The organism is Pseudomonas sp. BB438 (assembly GCF_057180225.1).
Map to the genome: position 1 here is coordinate 3,619,206 of NZ_CM170001.1, position 16,392 is coordinate 3,635,597.

Annotated in this window: 17 protein-coding genes; 10 read left to right on the forward strand and 7 right to left on the reverse strand. The window is 63.9% G+C overall.

Annotation, left to right across the window (positions count from 1 at the left end; translation table 11 throughout):
- Nucleotides 1–11 precede the first annotated feature (11 nt).
- The 6 genes from tusD (at nt 12) to AC1ZV1_RS16605 (ending at nt 3,482) form a co-directional block, all read left to right on the forward strand.
- Nucleotides 12–404 carry a sulfurtransferase complex subunit TusD gene (gene tusD / locus AC1ZV1_RS16580; RefSeq protein WP_484292665.1) on the forward strand — a complete coding sequence of 131 codons (393 nt, stop codon included), beginning with the start codon at nt 12–14 and terminating at the stop codon, nt 402–404.
- The gene (gene tusC, locus AC1ZV1_RS16585) at nt 404–763 is read left to right on the forward strand and encodes a sulfurtransferase complex subunit TusC (protein ID WP_484292666.1); all 360 of its coding nucleotides are present in this window, start codon (nt 404–406) and stop codon (nt 761–763) included. The genes tusD and tusC overlap by 1 nt, the downstream gene beginning before the upstream one ends.
- Nucleotides 763–1,065, forward strand: a complete 303-nt coding sequence (gene tusB / locus AC1ZV1_RS16590; RefSeq protein WP_484292667.1) for a sulfurtransferase complex subunit TusB — start codon at nt 763–765, stop codon at nt 1,063–1,065. The genes tusC and tusB overlap by 1 nt, the downstream gene beginning before the upstream one ends.
- Entirely contained in the window at nt 1,062–1,397 is a 336-nt protein-coding gene (locus AC1ZV1_RS16595; RefSeq protein ID WP_484292668.1) for a TusE/DsrC/DsvC family sulfur relay protein, read from the forward strand. The genes tusB and AC1ZV1_RS16595 overlap by 4 nt, the downstream gene beginning before the upstream one ends.
- Nucleotides 1,394–2,392, forward strand: a complete 999-nt coding sequence (locus tag AC1ZV1_RS16600; RefSeq protein ID WP_484292669.1) for a glycosyl transferase family protein — start codon at nt 1,394–1,396, stop codon at nt 2,390–2,392. Before AC1ZV1_RS16595 ends, AC1ZV1_RS16600 begins: the two co-directional genes overlap by 4 nt.
- Nucleotides 2,393–2,480: 88 nt before the next feature.
- Entirely contained in the window at nt 2,481–3,482 is a 1,002-nt protein-coding gene (locus tag AC1ZV1_RS16605) for a glutathione S-transferase family protein (protein WP_484292670.1), read from the forward strand.
- Nucleotides 3,483–3,558: 76 nt separating this feature from the next.
- On the opposite strand, the gene AC1ZV1_RS16610 is transcribed toward AC1ZV1_RS16605, so the two are convergent.
- From AC1ZV1_RS16610 to ftsK, 6 genes are read right to left on the reverse strand one after another with little or no spacing between them, the layout of a single operon-like run.
- A complete protein-coding gene (locus tag AC1ZV1_RS16610; RefSeq protein WP_484292671.1) occupies nt 3,559–3,906 on the reverse strand; it encodes a lysozyme inhibitor LprI family protein in 348 nt (115 codons plus the stop codon).
- Complete coding sequence (gene cysG, locus AC1ZV1_RS16615) at nt 3,903–5,288, reverse strand: siroheme synthase CysG (protein WP_484292672.1); 1,386 nt, start codon at nt 5,286–5,288, stop codon at nt 3,903–3,905. The genes AC1ZV1_RS16610 and cysG overlap by 4 nt, the downstream gene beginning before the upstream one ends.
- Before the next feature lies 1 nt (nt 5,289).
- Entirely contained in the window at nt 5,290–6,570 is a 1,281-nt protein-coding gene (serS, locus tag AC1ZV1_RS16620) for a serine--tRNA ligase (protein WP_484292673.1), read from the reverse strand.
- 46 nt (nt 6,571–6,616) lie between these two features.
- Nucleotides 6,617–7,942 carry a replication-associated recombination protein A gene (locus tag AC1ZV1_RS16625; RefSeq protein ID WP_478379612.1) on the reverse strand — a complete coding sequence of 442 codons (1,326 nt, stop codon included), beginning with the start codon at nt 7,940–7,942 and terminating at the stop codon, nt 6,617–6,619.
- Nucleotides 7,943–7,980: 38 nt separating this feature from the next.
- Entirely contained in the window at nt 7,981–8,604 is a 624-nt protein-coding gene (gene lolA, locus AC1ZV1_RS16630) for an outer membrane lipoprotein periplasmic chaperone LolA (protein WP_484292674.1), read from the reverse strand.
- A gap of 19 nt (nt 8,605–8,623) precedes the next feature.
- Entirely contained in the window at nt 8,624–11,035 is a 2,412-nt protein-coding gene (gene ftsK / locus AC1ZV1_RS16635; RefSeq protein ID WP_484292675.1) for a DNA translocase FtsK, read from the reverse strand.
- Between the two features lie 221 nt (nt 11,036–11,256).
- Between ftsK and trxB the strand changes: the two genes are divergently transcribed.
- The 4 genes from trxB to infA all read left to right on the forward strand — a co-directional run bounded on the left by trxB (nt 11,257) and on the right by infA (nt 14,010).
- Nucleotides 11,257–12,207, forward strand: a complete 951-nt coding sequence (gene trxB / locus AC1ZV1_RS16640) for a thioredoxin-disulfide reductase (protein ID WP_484292676.1) — start codon at nt 11,257–11,259, stop codon at nt 12,205–12,207.
- Nucleotides 12,208–12,243: 36 nt separating this feature from the next.
- Complete coding sequence (gene aat, locus AC1ZV1_RS16645) at nt 12,244–12,948, forward strand: leucyl/phenylalanyl-tRNA--protein transferase (protein WP_484292677.1); 705 nt, start codon at nt 12,244–12,246, stop codon at nt 12,946–12,948.
- Between the two features lie 31 nt (nt 12,949–12,979).
- Nucleotides 12,980–13,687: an arginyltransferase gene (locus AC1ZV1_RS16650; protein ID WP_484292678.1), complete on the forward strand. Its 708-nt coding sequence runs from the start codon at nt 12,980–12,982 to the stop codon at nt 13,685–13,687.
- 104 nt (nt 13,688–13,791) lie between these two features.
- Entirely contained in the window at nt 13,792–14,010 is a 219-nt protein-coding gene (infA, locus tag AC1ZV1_RS16655) for a translation initiation factor IF-1 (RefSeq protein ID WP_002553999.1), read from the forward strand.
- Between the two features lie 87 nt (nt 14,011–14,097).
- Here the strand turns inward: infA and clpA are convergent, their stop codons facing one another.
- Complete coding sequence (gene clpA / locus AC1ZV1_RS16660; protein ID WP_484292679.1) at nt 14,098–16,371, reverse strand: ATP-dependent Clp protease ATP-binding subunit ClpA; 2,274 nt, start codon at nt 16,369–16,371, stop codon at nt 14,098–14,100.
- Between the last annotated feature and the right edge of the window lie 21 nt (nt 16,372–16,392).

Consider the following 16,392-nt stretch of genomic DNA (forward strand, 5'->3'; position numbering starts at 1 on the left):
TCAGCCCACGCATGAAATTCGTCATCGCCCTCTTCTCTCCGCCGCACTCCCCGGCAGCCCGACGCGCCCTGCGCTTCGCCGAAGCTGTGTTGGATGGCGGCCACGAAATCACCCGGTTGTTCTTTTATCAGGACGGCGTACACAGCGCCTCGGCGAACACAGTCGCCAGCCAGGATGAGCAGGATATCGCCGCCGCCTGGAGGAGCTTCGTCTCCAATCACCAACTGGACGGTGTCGTCTGCATCGCCGCCGCGCTGCGTCGAGGCGTGCTGAGCGCAGAAGAAGCCAACCGCTATTCCCGTCCCGCCGCAAACCTGCAGGCGCCGTGGGAACTCTCCGGGCTCGGACAACTGCATGAAGCGGCACAATTGGCAGACCGCCTGGTCTGCTTCGGAGGCAACTGATGGCAAAGTCCCTGCTGATCATCAGCCGCCAGGCGCCCTGGGCCGGTCCCGCCGCACGCGAAGCACTGGATATTGCCCTGGCCGGCGGCGCCTTTGACCTACCGATCTCCATGCTCTTCCTCGACGATGGCGTGTTCCAGCTCGCCCCCAGCCAACGCGCAGCCAGCATCGAACAGAAAGACCTGCAGGCCAACCTGCAAGCCCTCCCGCTGTTCGGCGTGGAGTCGCTCTATGCCAGCGAGCACAGTCTCGCCGAGCGAGGCCTGGATGCCGCCAGCCTGACGCTGCCAGTACAGGCCCTGGGGGCAGAGGCCCTGCGCGGCCTGCTACAAACCCACGACCAGGTGATCACGATCTGATGGCTACTCTCCACCTGCTCTCGCACTCTCCGTTCGATGACAGCCGATTCGACAGCTGCCTGCTCCTGCTGGGAGCAGACGACGGCATCCTGCTGACCGGCGATGCCACCTACGCGCTGCGCCCGGGCAGTAAACCTGCACAGGCGCTCCAGGCGCTACCCGCCGGCAACGCACTGTTCGCCCTGCAGGAAGACCTGCAGGCGCGCGGCCTGGACGATGCGCCTTCCCGTGTCGCTGCCGTGGACTACCCCGGCTTCGTGGAGCTCTGCACCCACTTCGAAAAGGTGAATGCCTGGCTATGAGCACCCTCCTCGTCAATGGCCAATCCCTGCCGCTGGACAAGGATGGCTACCTCGTCGACCTCCACGACTGGACCGATGCCGCCGCCGAGGCCCTGGCGCACAACGAGGGCATCCACCTGACGCCCGAGCACTGGGAAATCCTTCTGCTGTTGCGCCAGTTCTACGGCGAATTCCAGCTCTCGCCGGCCAACCGCCCGCTGATCAAATACGTGGCCCAGAAACTGGGCGCGGAAAAGGGCAGTAGCCTGCACCTCAACCTCCTGTTCAAGGGCACACCAGCCAAGCTTGCCGCCAAGCTCGCCGGCCTGCCGAAGCCGACCAATTGCCTATGACCGCATCCCCGCTCGTCCTGCAGACACCCGCCGAACACCCCTTCGCCCAGTTCGTCCGCATCCTTGGCAAAGGCAAACGCGGCGCGCGCGGCCTCACCCGCGAGGAGGCACGCCAAGCGCTCGGCTTCATCCTCGACGGTCAGGTTGAGGAAGCGCAGCTAGGCGCCTTCCTGATGTTGCTGCGGCACAAGGAAGAAAGCGCCGAGGAACTGGCCGGCTTCACCGAGGCCGTTCGCGCGCGCCTGGATGCACCGAACATTGCAGTGGATCTGGACTGGCCCAGCTACGCCGGCAAGAAACGCCACCTGCCCTGGTACCTGCTGGCGGCGAAATGCCTGGGCGGCAGCGGAACGCGCATCCTGCTGCACGGTGCCGGTGCCCATACGGCCGGCCGCCTCTACACTGAGCATTTGCTGGAGCAACTGGGCCTTCCGCTGTGCCGCGATTGGCATGCAGTCGGCCGGGCGCTGGATGACCACGGCGTCGCCTTCGCACCGTTGGTGGACTGGATGCCGCGCCTGCAGCGAATGATCGACTTGCGCAATACCCTCGGCCTGCGCTCGCCGATCCATTCCTCGGTACGCCTGATCAACCCGCTGGGAGCCACCTGCGTACTGCAAAGCATCTTCCATCCCGGTTACCAGGAAGTGCACCGAGAGGGCAGCCGCCTGCTCGGAGATTACGCCATCGTCATCAAGGGCGAAGGCGGCGAGATCGAGATGAACCCCGACGCCACGTCGCACCTCTATGGTTGCCGCGACGGCGAAGTCTGGGACGAAGAATGGCCGGCGCTGTCGCCGCTGCGCCACGTGAAGCCGGAAGCGCTCGACCCGACGCATCTGGCCGCCTTCTGGCGTGGCGAAGCCGAGGACGCGTACGGCGTACTGGCCGTCCGCGCGACCATGGCGCTTGCCTTGCGCGCCATGGGACTGTCCCGCGAAAAAGCCTTCGTCGAAGCCGATAGGCGCTGGGCTTCGCGAAATACATCGATTTAGTCGATATTTTGAATCCTGTTTTTGCACCAAACAATCGAGCCGTAACCGATAGACTGGTCCCATCTCCCCCGTTTTCTGGAGCAATGAGATGGGACAGTTGATCGATGGCCGCTGGCATGACCAGTGGTATGACACCAGCAAGGACGGCCGCTTCCAGCGCGAGAACGCGCAGCGCCGCAACTGGGTTACTGCCGACGGCCAGCCCGGCCCCAGCGGCGATGGCGGCTTTCGCGCCGAAGCCGGGCGCTATCACCTCTACGTGTCCCTGGCCTGCCCGTGGGCTCACCGCACACTGATCTACCGCCAGCTCAAGGGCCTCGAGTCGCTGATCGACGTTTCGGTAGTCAGCTGGCTGATGCTGGAAAACGGCTGGACCTTCGACAAGGCACTGGGCTCCACTGGCGACAAGCTCGATGGCCTGACCTTCCTTCACCAGCGCTATACCAAGGACGATGCGAACTACACCGGCCGCGTCACGGTGCCGGTACTGTGGGACAAGCACGAGCAACGCATCGTCAGCAACGAATCGGCGGAGATCATCCGCATGTTCAACAGCGCCTTCGACGGGATCACCGGCAACTCGCTGGACCTCTACCCGGAACCGCTACGCGCGCAGATCGACGAACTCAACGAGCGCATCTACCCGGCCGTGAACAACGGCGTGTACCGCGCCGGTTTCGCCACGACGCAGGACGCCTATGAAGAGGCCTTCAAGACACTGTTCAACGAGTTGGAGTGGCTGGAAGAGCGCCTGGGCAAGCAGCGCTACCTGGCTGGTGAATACCTGACCGAGGCCGACGTGCGCCTGTTCACCACGCTGATTCGTTTCGATGCGGTCTACCACGGCCACTTCAAGTGCAACCTGCGGCGCCTGGCGGATTACCCGAACCTCTCCGGATGGCTGCGCGAGCTGTATCAGCTGGAGGGTGTTGCCGGAACCGTGGATTTCCAGCACATCAAGAACCACTACTACGCCAGCCATCGCACCATCAACCCTACCAGCATCGTGCCGCTGGGCCCGTTGCAGGACTTCGCAGGCCCTCATGGGCGGGAACATCTGCCGGGCAAAGGGATTGCGCGTAACGCCTGATTGGATGCTACCGAGTCTGCAGGAGCGAGCCATGCCCGCGATTCGCGGAGAACGGCCGCCCTGCAGGACTGCCGGGTCAGATGGGTTTGTCGATGCCGTCGTAGACCTTCTGCAGCGCATCCAGACACTCCTGGTAGCGTTGCTTGAGGCAGGCCTTTTGGGCACCGCAGGCACGGCGTTGTTCGAGCCAGGCGAGCTGAGAGTCGCCCAGATTGCCACGCACCCCCATGGCGAACAGGCCGCGCAGTAGCCGATAGGTCGTCGCTACCTGCACGTCCATCTCCGAGAGCTGACGATCCGCGCAGATGGCCTTCTCGTCAGCCTGGCTGGCCTGCTTGCAATCAAAGCTGGCCGCGGAGGCCGGCAATGCGGAGCAACCCAAGGCGCATAGCGCACCCAGGATCGCAACGCGCAGGGCTTTCACTGCCGCCCCTCGAACCAGGCGAGCTTTTCGCGCAGCTGCACCACTTCCCCGACAATCACCAGGGTTGGCGCATGCACTTCGTGTTCGGCCACCAGCGCCGGCAGGTTCGCCAGCGTGCCGGTGAACACCCGCTGATGCACCGTGGTGCCTTGCTGGACGAGCGCCGCCGGCGTGTCGGCAGAACGGCCATGACGCACCAGTTGCTCGCAGATGACCGGCAGTCCGACCAACCCCATGTAGAACACCAGCGTCTGCCCAGGAGCGACCAGGTCGTTCCACGGCAGGTCGGTGCTGCCGTCCTTCAGGTGGCCTGTCACGAAACGCACGGACTGCGCATAGTCACGGTGAGTCAGCGGAATGCCGGCGTAGGCTGCGCAGCCGCTGGCCGCAGTAATCCCCGGCACGACCTGGAACGGGATGCCGTTGGCCGCCAGCTCGTCGATTTCCTCGCCCCCACGACCGAAGATGAACGGATCGCCGCCCTTCAGGCGCAGCACGCGCTTGCCCTGCTGGGCCAGTTCGACCAGCTTGCGATTGATCTCGTCCTGCGGCACGGCGTGGTCCGCGCGGCGCTTGCCGACGTAGAGACGGTCCGCGTCACGGCGGCACAGCTCGAGAATGGCCGGCGCAACGAGACGGTCGTAGAGCACCACGTCGGCTTGCTGCATCAGGCGCAGGGCGCGGAAAGTCAGCAAGTCGGGATCGCCTGGCCCGGCGCCGACCAGATAGACCTCGCCGCGAGACTCCGCCTGCGGCGATTCCAGCTTGTCCGCCAGCAGGCGCTCGGCCTCGCTCGGCTGGCCGGCGAGCATGCGCTCGGCGACCGGCCCCTGGAAGACGTCTTCCCAGAATTTCCGGCGCTGCTGCAGGTCCGGTAGACGCTGCTTCACACGTTCGCGGAAGCGGCTGGCGAGGCCGGCGAGTTGACCGTAGGTCGCCGGAATCCAGGTTTCCAGCTTGGCTCGCAGTAAACGCGCGAGCACCGGCGCATCACCACCGCTGGAAACAGCCACCACCAGCGGCGAACGATCGACGATCGCCGGGAAGATCACACTGCACAGGGCCGGTGCATCGACCACGTTGACCGGCACGCCGCGCTTATTGGCATCGCGGGAAACCTGCGCATTGAGCGGTTCGTCGTCCGTGGCGGCGATGACCAGCACGCAGTCCTGAAGATCGCCCTGAGCGTAAGGACGCAGGAGCAACTCGCCCGCGCCCTCCTCGACCAGCTCGCGCAGCTCGGAATGCACTTCCGGAGCCACGACACGCAACAGCGCGCCGGCGTCGCTCAGCAGGCGCGCCTTGCGCAGTGCGACATCACCGCCGCCGACCAATAGCGCGCGACGTCCGCGCAGGATGTGGAACAGCGGCAGGAAGTCCATCTCAGCCGATGACCTCGATGCCCGCCATGTACGGCTTGAGCACTTCCGGTACGCGGATCGAACCGTCGGCCTGCTGGTAGTTTTCCAGCACGGCGACCAGGGTGCGGCCTACCGCCAGGCCCGAACCGTTGAGGGTGTGGACCAGCTCCGGCTTGCCGGTTTCCGGGTTGCGGTAGCGCGCCTGCATACGGCGGGCCTGGAAGTCGCCGCAGTTGGAGCAGGAGGAAATCTCGCGGTATTTGTCCTGGCTCGGCACCCAGACTTCCAGGTCATAGGTCTTGGCGGCGCCAAAGCCCATGTCGCCGGTGCACAGGGCCAGAGCGCGGTACGGCAACTCCAGAGCCTGGAGGACCTTCTCGGCGTTGCCGACCAGGCTTTCCAGGGCTTCCCAGGACTTCGACGGCTCAACGATCTGCACCATCTCGACCTTGTCGAACTGGTGCTGGCGGATCATGCCGCGGGTATCACGACCCGACGCGCCGGCCTCGCTGCGGAAGCAGGGCGTGTGGGCGACGAACTTCAGCGGCAGCTCCTTCGCATCGAGGATCTGGCCGGCAACGATGTTGGTCAGCGAGACTTCGGCGGTCGGGATCAGGTACAGATCCGCTTCGTCTTCTCGCTGGATCTTGAACAGGTCTTCCTCGAACTTCGGCAACTGGCCGGTGCCCTGGAGCGCCGGAGCCTGCACCAGATACGGGGTGTAGGCCTCTTCGTAGCCGTGCTCGCGGGTATGCAGATCGATCATGAACTGCGCCAGGGCGCGGTGCAGGCGGGCGATTGGGCCGCGCATCAGGGCGAAACGGGCGCCGGACAGGCGGGCGGCGGTTTCGAAATCCAGCCAGCCGTGCTGCTCGCCCAGAGCGACGTGGTCCTTGATCTCGAAGTCGAAGGTGCGCGGGGTGCCCCAGCGGCGGACTTCGACGTTGCCATCTTCGTCCGCACCGACCGGTACGGACTCGTGGGGCAGGTTCGGGATATTCAGCAGCAGGCTGTCCAGCTCGACCTGAATGGCGTCCAGCTCGCGCTTGCCGGACTCCAGCTCCTCGGCCATGCGGTTGACCTCGGCCTTCAGCGGCGCGACGTCTTCACCGTTCTTCATGGCCTGGCCGATGGCCTTGGAACGCGAGTTGCGCTCGGCCTGCAGGGTCTCGGTGCGGGTCTGCACGGATTTACGCTGGCTCTCCAGCGCTTCGATGCGCGCCACGTCCAGGATGAAGCCACGGGTGGCCAGGCGTTCGGCCACTTCCTGCGGCTGGGTACGAACCAGTTTGGAATCGAGCATGGTGTCTTCTCGTGTCTAGTGTCAGGCGGCGCTCGCGGGCACCACTTCAGGATTTTCTGCGACGGCGGGAACTGGCCTTGTCGAGGCTGGCCAGATGGCGCAGCTTTTCGCCGATCTTCAGTTCGAGCCCGCGCGGCACGGGTTGGTAATACTGGCGCGGTTCCATGGACTCGGGGAAGTAATCTTCTCCGGCCGCATAGGCATCCGGCTCATCATGGGCATAGCGGTACTCGTCGCCATAGCCCAGGTTCTTCATCAGCTTGGTCGGTGCGTTGCGCAGATGCAGCGGCACTTCCAGCGAACCGCTCTCCGCCACGTCACGACGCGCCGTGTTGTAGGCGTTGTAGACGGCATTGCTCTTCGGTGCGCAGGCCAGGTACACGATAGCCTGCGCAATCGCCAACTCACCTTCGGGACTGCCAAGGCGCTCCTGCACATCCCAGGCGTGCAGGCAGAGGGTCAGGGCACGCGGATCGGCATTACCGATATCCTCGCTGGCCATGCGCACCACGCGGCGGGCGATGTACAGCGGATCGCAACCGCCGTCGAGCATGCGCGAATACCAGTACAGCGCACCATCGGGACTGGAACCTCGCACCGACTTGTGCAGCGCGCTGATCTGGTCGTAGAAGGCCTCGCCGCCCTTGTCGAAGCGCCGGCGCGAATCGCCCAGCAGGTTCTGCAGCAGCTCGGCACTGATCTCGCCGTTATCCTCGGCGAGGTCGGAGGCGTTCTCCAGCAGGTTGAGCAGGCGCCGGCCATCACCGTCGGCCGCAGCCATGAGGATGGCGAAGCTGTCGTCAGGCAGGCTCAGGTTGCGCTTGCCGAGGCCCTTTTCTTCGCTCAGCGCACGCTCGACCAGCCGCCGCAGGGCCGCTTCGTCCAGGCTTTTCAGCACGTAGACGCGGGCGCGGGAGAGCAGCGCGTTGTTCAGCTCGAAGGACGGGTTCTCGGTGGTCGCGCCGATGAAGATCAGCGTGCCGTCTTCCACATAGGGCAGGAAGGCATCCTGCTGACTCTTGTTGAAGCGATGCACTTCGTCGACGAAGAGAATCGTGCGGCGACCGTACTGCGCGGCGTGCTGCTTGGCCACTTCCACCGACTGGCGAATTTCCTTGACGCCCGAGAGCACCGCCGAAATGGTCTCGAAGTGCGCGTCGGTGACCTGGGCCAGCAGCTTCGCCAGGGTCGTCTTGCCGACCCCGGGTGGCCCCCAGAAGATCATCGAGTGCAGCGCGCCCTGCTCCAGCGCCTCACGCAGCGGCTTGCCGCGGGCGAGCAGGTGCTCCTGGCCGACGTACTCGTCCAGGCTGGTCGCGCGCAGGCGCGCGGCCAGGGGCTGGGAAACGGGGGCGGAGCGGAACAGATCCAAGGTCTTACCTATGACTTAAAGCTGACGCGGAGCGCCGATCATTCCTGGATGACGTCGACGCCCTTGGGCACTTCGAAGACGAACTGCTTGGGATCCATCGCCTCGTTCATCTTCACGTCGAAGAACAGGATGTTGGTGCGCTGGCCGACGCTGTCGATCAGCTGCATGTCATTCACCACACCACTACGGAAGGAAATCCGCAGGCTGTCGAACAGGGTGTCCCTGGACTTCGGCTTGAGGGTGAAGTCGACCACGTTGCCACCGTCCTTGGCAGTAATGTCGAAGCTCTGGCCGATCTTCGACACGTCGCCGGAGAGCAGCAGCGCCGGCGTCTGGGTCAGGCGCTGGTCGAGCTTCTGGATGGTCACCTGCTCCAGGTCCGGGTCGTACAGCCAGATCTTCTCGCCGTTGGAAATCAGCAACTGCTCGTTCGGCGCGTCGGTGTGCCAGCGGAACAGGCCGGGGCGCTTGAGGCCCAGGGTGCCAGCGGTTTCCTGCAGACGGGTGCCGCTGCCATCCAGGGTCAACTGGGAGAAGCGCGCGGTCATGGTCTGGGCTTTGGTGAGCATCCCGCTCAAGCGCTGCGCAGCGGCTTCGTCGGCATGAACCTGGACACCGGCTACAGCCAGTGCAGCAACGAACAACAGGCGGATCAGACGCATCGAATTCCTCGAAGTCGAATCAATCACGGATCGGGGCCGGCGCGATCACTTCGCGCGAGCCATTGGTATTCATCGGGGTGACCACACCGGCCATCTCCATCGCCTCGATCATCCGCGCGGCGCGGTTGTAACCGATCTTCAGCTTGCGCTGCACGGCGGAGATCGAAGCCCGGCGGCTTTCGGTCACGAAGCGCACGGCTTCGTCGTAGAGCGGATCATCCTCACTACCCTCGCTGCCTTCGCCACCGCCGCCGCCTTCGAACGAGCCGCCACCGCCCTCTTCGGCGCCGGCAAGGATGTCCTCGATGTAGTTCGGCGCGCCACGCAGCTTCCACGCCTCGACGACGCGGTGCACTTCGTCATCGGAGACGAAGGCGCCATGGACGCGGATCGGCAGGCCGGTACCCGGCGGCAGGTAGAGCATGTCACCGTGGCCCAGCAATTGCTCGGCGCCACCCTGGTCGAGGATGGTGCGCGAGTCGATCTTGCTGGATACCTGGAACGCGATACGAGTCGGGATGTTCGCCTTGATCAGGCCGGTGATCACGTCGACCGACGGACGCTGGGTCGCCAGGATCAGGTGAATGCCTGCCGCACGCGCCTTCTGGGCGATACGGGCGATCAGCTCTTCGACCTTCTTGCCGACGATCATCATCATGTCGGCGAATTCGTCGACCACCACCACGATGGTCGGCAGGGTCTGCAGCAGCGGCGCTTCGTCTTCCATGCTCTCGCGGCGGTACAGCGGGTCGGTCAGCGGCGTGCCGGCCTCCTCGGCGTCCTTCACCTTGCGGTTGAAGCCGGCGAGGTTACGCACGCCCATGGCCGCCATCAGCTTGTAGCGCCGCTCCATCTCAGCGACGCTCCAGCGCAGCGCGTTGGCGGCCTCCTTCATGTCGGTGACCACGGGGCAGAGCAGGTGCGGAATGCCTTCGTAGATCGACAGTTCCAGCATCTTCGGGTCGATCATGATCAACCGCGCCTCTTCGGGCGTGGACTTGAACAGGATCGACAGCAACATGGCGTTCACGCCTACCGACTTACCGGAACCGGTGGTGCCGGCGACCAGCAGGTGCGGCATCTTTGCCAGGTCGGTAATGATCGGATTGCCGCCAATGTCGTGACCGAGAGCCAGTGGAACGGTGGACTTGTGCTCATCGTATTCCGGCGTCATCAGCACTTCGGAGAAGCGCACCATCTGCCGGTCCTCGTTGGGAATCTCGATGCCGACGGTGGTCTTGCCCGGGATGACTTCCACCACCCGCACGCTGATCACCGCCAGCGAGCGCGCCAGGTCCTTGGCCAGGTTGGAGATGCGGCTGACTTTTACGCCGGCGGCCGGCTGAATCTCGAAACGGGTGATCACCGGGCCCGGATGCACGGACTCGACGATAACTTCGACGCCGAACTCCTTGAGCTTGATCTCCAGCAGGCGCGACATGGCCTCCAGAGACTCGGGGGAGTAGCTCTGCTTCTTCTCCGAGGCCGGGTCGAGGATCGACAGCGGTGGCAGCGTGCCTTCCACAGCGGTATCGACGAATAGCGGCGCCTGCTTCTCTTTCAGCACGCGCTTGCTCGGCTCGGCCGGCTTGGCGGGCGGCGGCGGGACGTCGATCTTCGGCGCCACGCGCTTCTCGCGCTCCTGCACGCTCTTGACCAGCGCTTCCTCACGCTCGATCAGACGCTCCTTGACCTTGGCCTGCTCGCGACGGTCAGCAACGATGGGCGCAGCGACTTCAGCCACGCGCTCGTCGACTTCACGCAACTGGGCGACGAGCTGCTTGTGCTCACTGCGAGCGCTCCACCAACGGTTGGTGGCGTTGTGAATCAGCTCGAAGAGATCCAGGGTGATCTTGCCGGTAACGTCCATCACCTTGAACCAGGAGAGGTCGGCGAAGACCGTCATGCCGAACAGGAACAGCGCCAGGAACAGCAGCGTGCTGCCCTGCACGTTCAAGGCGTTGATACCCAGCTGACCCAGGCTCTCACCCAGGGCGCCGCCAGCCGTAGCCGGCATATGGGCACCGCTGGTGTGGAAATGGATGTACGCCAGCGCGGAGCCGGACAGGACCAGGAACACCAGGCCGATCAGGCGCCAGGAGAACAGCCAACCGCTCCACTCCCAGGGCATGTGCCGCTTGCGGAAGACCTGATAGGTCTTCACCGCCAGCAGCAGCGGGAACAGGTAGGCGAAATAGCCCAGCACCATGAACAGGATGTCGGCGCTCAGCGCGCCCAGGCGGCCGGCCGCATTCTGCACCTGCTCGACGTGACTGGAGTGGCTCCAGCCCGGATCGGAGGAATCGTAGGTGAGCAGCGCCATCCACAGGTAAAGGCAGAGCGCGCCAAGCGCGATCAGAGCCCCTTCCTTCAGGCGGTAGTGCAGTTGCTGGCGCCAGGCGGCGGCATGGCTTGCTGTGGTGTCCTTCAAAACGCTTCTATTCCTGCGCTATACGCGCGTCCGAGAGTCGTTGGACCGCGAAACGGGCCTATTGTACGGCTTTGGCCGGCCGATGCCAGCGAACCCGGGCGTGTCCGACTGCGCTTTTGCCGGCTTTCCGGGGTTCGGTGTAGCATAGCCCAACACCGCTTTGCGGCTGCTCAATTGGAGCATGCATTCTCTTACGTGACAAAGGCTTATGGAGTCTTTTTATGAGTGAAGTCAAGCATTCGCGCCTGATCATCCTGGGCTCCGGCCCCGCGGGCTACACCGCGGCCGTGTACGCCGCGCGCGCCAACCTCAAGCCTGTTGTCATCACCGGCATCCAGCCCGGCGGCCAGCTGACCACCACCACCGAGGTCGACAACTGGCCCGGCGACGTCGAGGGCCTGACCGGCCCCGCCCTGATGCAGCGCATGGAGCAGCACGCCAAGCGTTTCGATACCGAGATCGTCTACGACCACATCCACACCGCCGAGTTGCAGCAGAAACCCTTCACCCTCAAGGGAGACAGCGGCACCTATACCTGCGACGCACTGATCATCGCCACCGGTGCCTCGGCCCAGTACCTGGGCATGTCGTCGGAAGAAGCCTTCATGGGCAAGGGCGTTTCCGCCTGCGCCACCTGCGATGGCTTCTTCTACCGCAACCAGGTCGTCTGCGTGGTCGGCGGCGGCAACACCGCCGTGGAAGAGGCGCTGTACCTGTCCAACATCGCCAAGGAAGTCCACCTGATCCACCGCCGCGACAAGCTGCGCTCGGAGAAGATCCTGCAGGACAAGCTGTTCGAGAAGGCCAGGAACGGCAACGTGCGCCTGCACTGGAACACAACCCTGGACGAAGTGCTGGGCGACAACATGGGCGTGATCGGCGTTCGCCTGAAGGATGTCGACAGCGGCGAAACTCGTCAGCTGGACCTCGCCGGCGTATTCATCGCCATTGGCCACAAGCCCAACACCGACCTGTTCAAGGGCCAGCTGGAAATGCATGACGGCTACCTGAAGATCAAGGGCGGCGCCGAAGGCAATGCAACCCTGACCAGCATCGACGGTGTCTTCGCGGCCGGCGACGTGGCCGACCACGTCTACCGCCAGGCGATTACTTCGGCCGGCGCCGGCTGCATGGCTGCCCTGGACGCCGAAAAGTACCTCGACGACAACTGATCGGCGCAAGGGGAGGCTCACCCTCCCCTCTTCCCTATGCTCAAGTGGCTTTCTCGCAGCAATTTCGACTTCCCCCCCCTCGACAAGGCCCTGCATGAGCCCAACGGCTTGCTGGCAGCCGGCGGAGACCTCAACCCGCAGCGACTGATCCAGGCTTACCGCCACGGCTGCTTCCCCTGGTACCAGGATGGCCAGCCAATCCTCTGGTGGTCGCCCGACCCGCGCACCGTGCTGTTCCCTGAAGAGCTGCATGTCTCCCGCAGCCTTACCAAGTTCATTCGCCAGAAGCAGTATCAGGTCACCATCGACCAGGCCTTCGAACAGGTCATCCATGGCTGCGCAGGCCCGCGCGATTATGCCGACGGCACCTGGATCACCACGCCGATGCAGGACGCCTATTGCCAGCTGCACCGCCTGGGCATCGCCCATTCGGCGGAAGCCTGGCATGGCAAGGAGCTGGTCGGCGGACTTTACGGATTGGCCATCGGTCGCCTGTTCTTCGGCGAGTCCATGTTCAGCCGCGCGGACAATGCCTCCAAGGTCGCCTTCGTCGCCCTCGTGCAACGCCTCAAGACTGCCGGCTTCGTGCTGATCGACTGCCAGATGCCGACCCAGCACCTGCACAGCTTCGGCGCTCGAGCCATTTCTCGCCGCGAATTCGCCAGCTACCTGCGCCGTCATCTCGACGAAACACCGCTACAGGACTGGACTTCGCAGGCGGACCCGCTCAGCCTGTCTTAAACTTGCCTGAGGGACCTCGCAGGGGTTGAAGATGACCGAGCTCGCCCGCCTGAAGTTTTACGCCACACAACCGCATCCATGCAGCTATCTGCCCGAGGAGCAGGCCACCACCCTGTTCCTCGACCCCAGCCAGCCCATGGACGCGCAATTGTACGCCTCGCTCTCAGAGATTGGATTCCGGCGCAGCGGCGAGCACCTCTACCGGCCACACTGCCAGCACTGCACGGCGTGCATCCCGGCACGCATTCCGGCCGCCGGCTTCCAGCCGAACCGCCAGCAGAAGCGCATCATCAAGCGCAACGCCGACCTGGAAGTCATCCGCAAGCGCCCCGCTTTCACCGAGGAGTACTACGCGCTCTATATGCGCTACATCGAGCAGCGCCACGCCGATGGAGACATGTACCCACCCAGCCGCGATCAGTTCGCCACCTTCCTGGTGCGCGACCTGCCATTCAGCTGCTTCTTCGAATTCCGCCTCCACGGCCGACTGCTAGCAGTCGCCGTGACCGACGTCCTGCCCAACGGCCTCTCCGCTGTCTATACCTTCTACGATCCGGACGAGGAGCGTCGCAGTCTCGGGCGATTCGCCATCCTCTGGCAGGTCGCCGAAACCGAGCGCCTGAACCTGCACGCGGTCTATCTGGGCTACTGGATCAAGAATTGCCGAAAGATGAACTACAAGACCCAGTACCGTCCGATCGAGCTTTTCGTGAACCAGCGCTGGGTGGCACTGAACTGAGGCGAAAACACCCATTGGCGTTGTGGGGCGATTTCAGGCACAATGTGTGCCTTTTTTAATGCCCTGAAACTTCAGGCAACCATAGATACCGAGGGTTCTACTGCATGTCGAAAGAAGACAGCTTCGAAATGGAAGGCACTGTCGTCGACACCCTGCCCAACACCATGTTCCGCGTGGAGTTGGAGAACGGGCACGTCGTTACCGCGCACATCTCCGGGAAGATGCGCAAGAACTACATCCGCATCCTGACCGGCGACAAAGTTCGCGTTGAACTGACGCCCTACGACCTGTCCAAGGGTCGCATCACCTACCGCGCTCGTTGACAGACGGTAGGTGCCGGCAAAGTCCGGCACACAGAAAAACGCCCGGCATTGCCGGGCGTTTTCGTTTGCACTCAGGTATGAGCAGCGTCAGGCCGGTTCCGCGGCGATCACTTCGAATTCGAAGGCCAGCTCGCCATCCTTCAGATCGACGTGGGCCACACCGCCGTGCTCGGCCAGCTCGCCGAACAGGATCTCCTCGGCCAGGGGCCGCTTGATCTTGTCCTGGATCAGCCGCGCCATCGGACGAGCCCCCATCTGCGGATCGTAGCCCTTGTCCGCCAGCCAGCCGCGTGCCGCATCGCTGACCTCGATCTGTACGTGCTTGTCCTCGAGCTGCGCCTGCAGTTCTGTGAGGAACTTGTCGACGATGCTCTTGATGGTCTCGTGACTCAGGCGACCAAACTGGATGATGGTGTCCAGACGGTTGCGGAACTCCGGCGTGAAGCTCTTCTTGATCACTTCCATGGCATCGGTGGAGTGGTCCTGCTGCGTGAAGCCAATGGAGGCCCGCGCCGCGGTTTCCGCGCCAGCGTTGGTGGTCATGATCAGGATGACGTTGCGGAAGTCCGCCTTGCGTCCGTTGTTGTCGGTGAGGGTGCCGTGGTCCATCACCTGCAGCAGCAGGTTGAAGACTTCCGGATGCGCCTTCTCGATCTCATCCAGCAGCAGCACGCAGTGCGGCGTCTTGGTGATGGCCTCGGTCAGCAGGCCACCCTGGTCGAAACCGACGTAGCCCGGAGGGGCGCCGATCAGACGGGACACGGTATGCCGCTCCATGTACTCGGACATGTCGAAGCGCACCAGCTCCACACCTAGCGCCTTGGCCAACTGGCGAGCCACCTCGGTCTTGCCCACCCCGGTCGGGCCGGAGAACAGGAAGGAGCCGACGGGCTTGTCCGGGGACTTGAGACCGGCGCGTGACAGCTTGATGGCAGTGGACAGCGACTCGATGGCCGCGGCCTGACCGAACACGGTCAGCTTCAGGTCGCGCTCAAGGTTGCGCAGAAGCTCCTTGTCAGAGCTTGAAACGTGCTTGGGCGGAATCCGCGCGATCTTCGCGACGATATCCTCAACCTGCGGCACTTCGATACGCTTCACACGCTTCTCTTCCGGCTGCAGGCGCTGGTAGGCGCCCGCCTCGTCGATCACGTCGATGGCCTTGTCCGGCATGTGCCGGTCGTTGATGTAACGGGCGGCCAGCTCGGCGGCGGCACGCAGCGCTTCATCGCTGTACTCGATGTGGTGATGCTGCTCGAAGCGAGGTTTCAGGCCCTTCAGGATGCCGAAGGTATCCTCGACGGACGGCTCGGTGACATCGACTTTCTGGAAGCGACGAGCCAGCGCGCGATCCTTCTCGAAGATGCCACGGAATTCCTGGAACGTGGTCGACCCGATGCAGCGTATCTCACCGGACGACAGCAGCGGTTTCAGCAGGTTGGACGCATCCATTACCCCACCCGACGCCGCACCGGCGCCGATGATGGTGTGGATCTCGTCGATGAACAGCACCGCATGCGGGCGCTTGCGCAGCTCGTTGAGCAGCGCCTTGAAGCGCTTCTCGAAGTCGCCTCGATACTTGGTGCCCGCCAGCAGCGCACCCAGGTCCAGGGAGTAGACGACACTGTCGGACAGCAGGTCAGGCACCTGGCCATCAACGATGCGCTTGGCCAGACCTTCGGCGATGGCAGTCTTGCCAACGCCCGCCTCACCCACCAGCAGAGGGTTGTTCTTGCGGCGACGGGCCAGGATCTGCGCAACGCGCTCGACTTCCGACTCGCGCCCGACCAGCGGGTCGATGCGCCCCTGGCGCGCGAGGTCATTCAGGTTGCTGGCATAGGCATCCAGCGGGTGGCTGGAAGTGGACGACTCGCCACCCTCCTCGTCCTGCATCTCCTGCTCGCTGTCCTGATGCTCGGCATGGCCCGGCACCTTGGAGATACCATGGGCGATGTAGTTGACCACGTCGATCCGCGCAACGCTCTGCTGCTTGAGCAGGAACACCGCCTGGCTTTCCTGTTCGCTGAAGATGGCGACCAGCACGTTGGCGCCGGTGACTTCGCGCTTGCCGGAACTCTGCACGTGGAATACGGCCCGCTGCAGGACACGCTGGAAGCCCAGGGTCGGCTGGGTCTCACGATCCTCATCGTGCTGGGGGATCAGCGGTGTAGTGGAATCGATGAACTCCTGCAGGTCTCGCCGCAGCTTGTCCAGATTCGCACCGCACGCCTTCAGAACCGTCGCGGCAGCCTCATTATCAAGAAGCGCCAACAGCAAGTGCTCAACGGTCATGAACTCATGCCGCTTCGCCCGCGCCTCCTTGAAGGCGAGATTGAGGGTGACTTCGAGCTCTCGATTCAACATGACTTCACCTCGCTCCCAAAC

Bases quoted from the DNA above. Each gene is read 5' to 3' on its own strand.
- tusD (WP_484292665.1), top strand. From the start codon at position 12: ATGAAATTCGTCATCGCCCTCTTCTCTCCGCCGCACTCCCCGGCAGCC.
- tusC (WP_484292666.1), top strand. From the start codon at position 404: ATGGCAAAGTCCCTGCTGATCATCAGCCGCCAGGCGCCCTGGGCCGGT.
- tusB (WP_484292667.1), top strand. From the start codon at position 763: ATGGCTACTCTCCACCTGCTCTCGCACTCTCCGTTCGATGACAGCCGA.
- AC1ZV1_RS16595 (WP_484292668.1), top strand. From the start codon at position 1,062: ATGAGCACCCTCCTCGTCAATGGCCAATCCCTGCCGCTGGACAAGGAT.
- AC1ZV1_RS16600 (WP_484292669.1), top strand. From the start codon at position 1,394: ATGACCGCATCCCCGCTCGTCCTGCAGACACCCGCCGAACACCCCTTC.
- AC1ZV1_RS16605 (WP_484292670.1), top strand. From the start codon at position 2,481: ATGGGACAGTTGATCGATGGCCGCTGGCATGACCAGTGGTATGACACC.
- cysG (WP_484292672.1), bottom strand. From the start codon at position 5,288: ATGGACTTCCTGCCGCTGTTCCACATCCTGCGCGGACGTCGCGCGCTA.
- serS (WP_484292673.1), bottom strand. From the start codon at position 6,570: ATGCTCGATTCCAAACTGGTTCGTACCCAGCCGCAGGAAGTGGCCGAA.
- lolA (WP_484292674.1), bottom strand. From the start codon at position 8,604: ATGCGTCTGATCCGCCTGTTGTTCGTTGCTGCACTGGCTGTAGCCGGT.
- trxB (WP_484292676.1), top strand. From the start codon at position 11,257: ATGAGTGAAGTCAAGCATTCGCGCCTGATCATCCTGGGCTCCGGCCCC.
- aat (WP_484292677.1), top strand. From the start codon at position 12,244: ATGCTCAAGTGGCTTTCTCGCAGCAATTTCGACTTCCCCCCCCTCGAC.
- AC1ZV1_RS16650 (WP_484292678.1), top strand. From the start codon at position 12,980: ATGACCGAGCTCGCCCGCCTGAAGTTTTACGCCACACAACCGCATCCA.
- infA (WP_002553999.1), top strand. From the start codon at position 13,792: ATGTCGAAAGAAGACAGCTTCGAAATGGAAGGCACTGTCGTCGACACC.
- clpA (WP_484292679.1), bottom strand. From the start codon at position 16,371: ATGTTGAATCGAGAGCTCGAAGTCACCCTCAATCTCGCCTTCAAGGAG.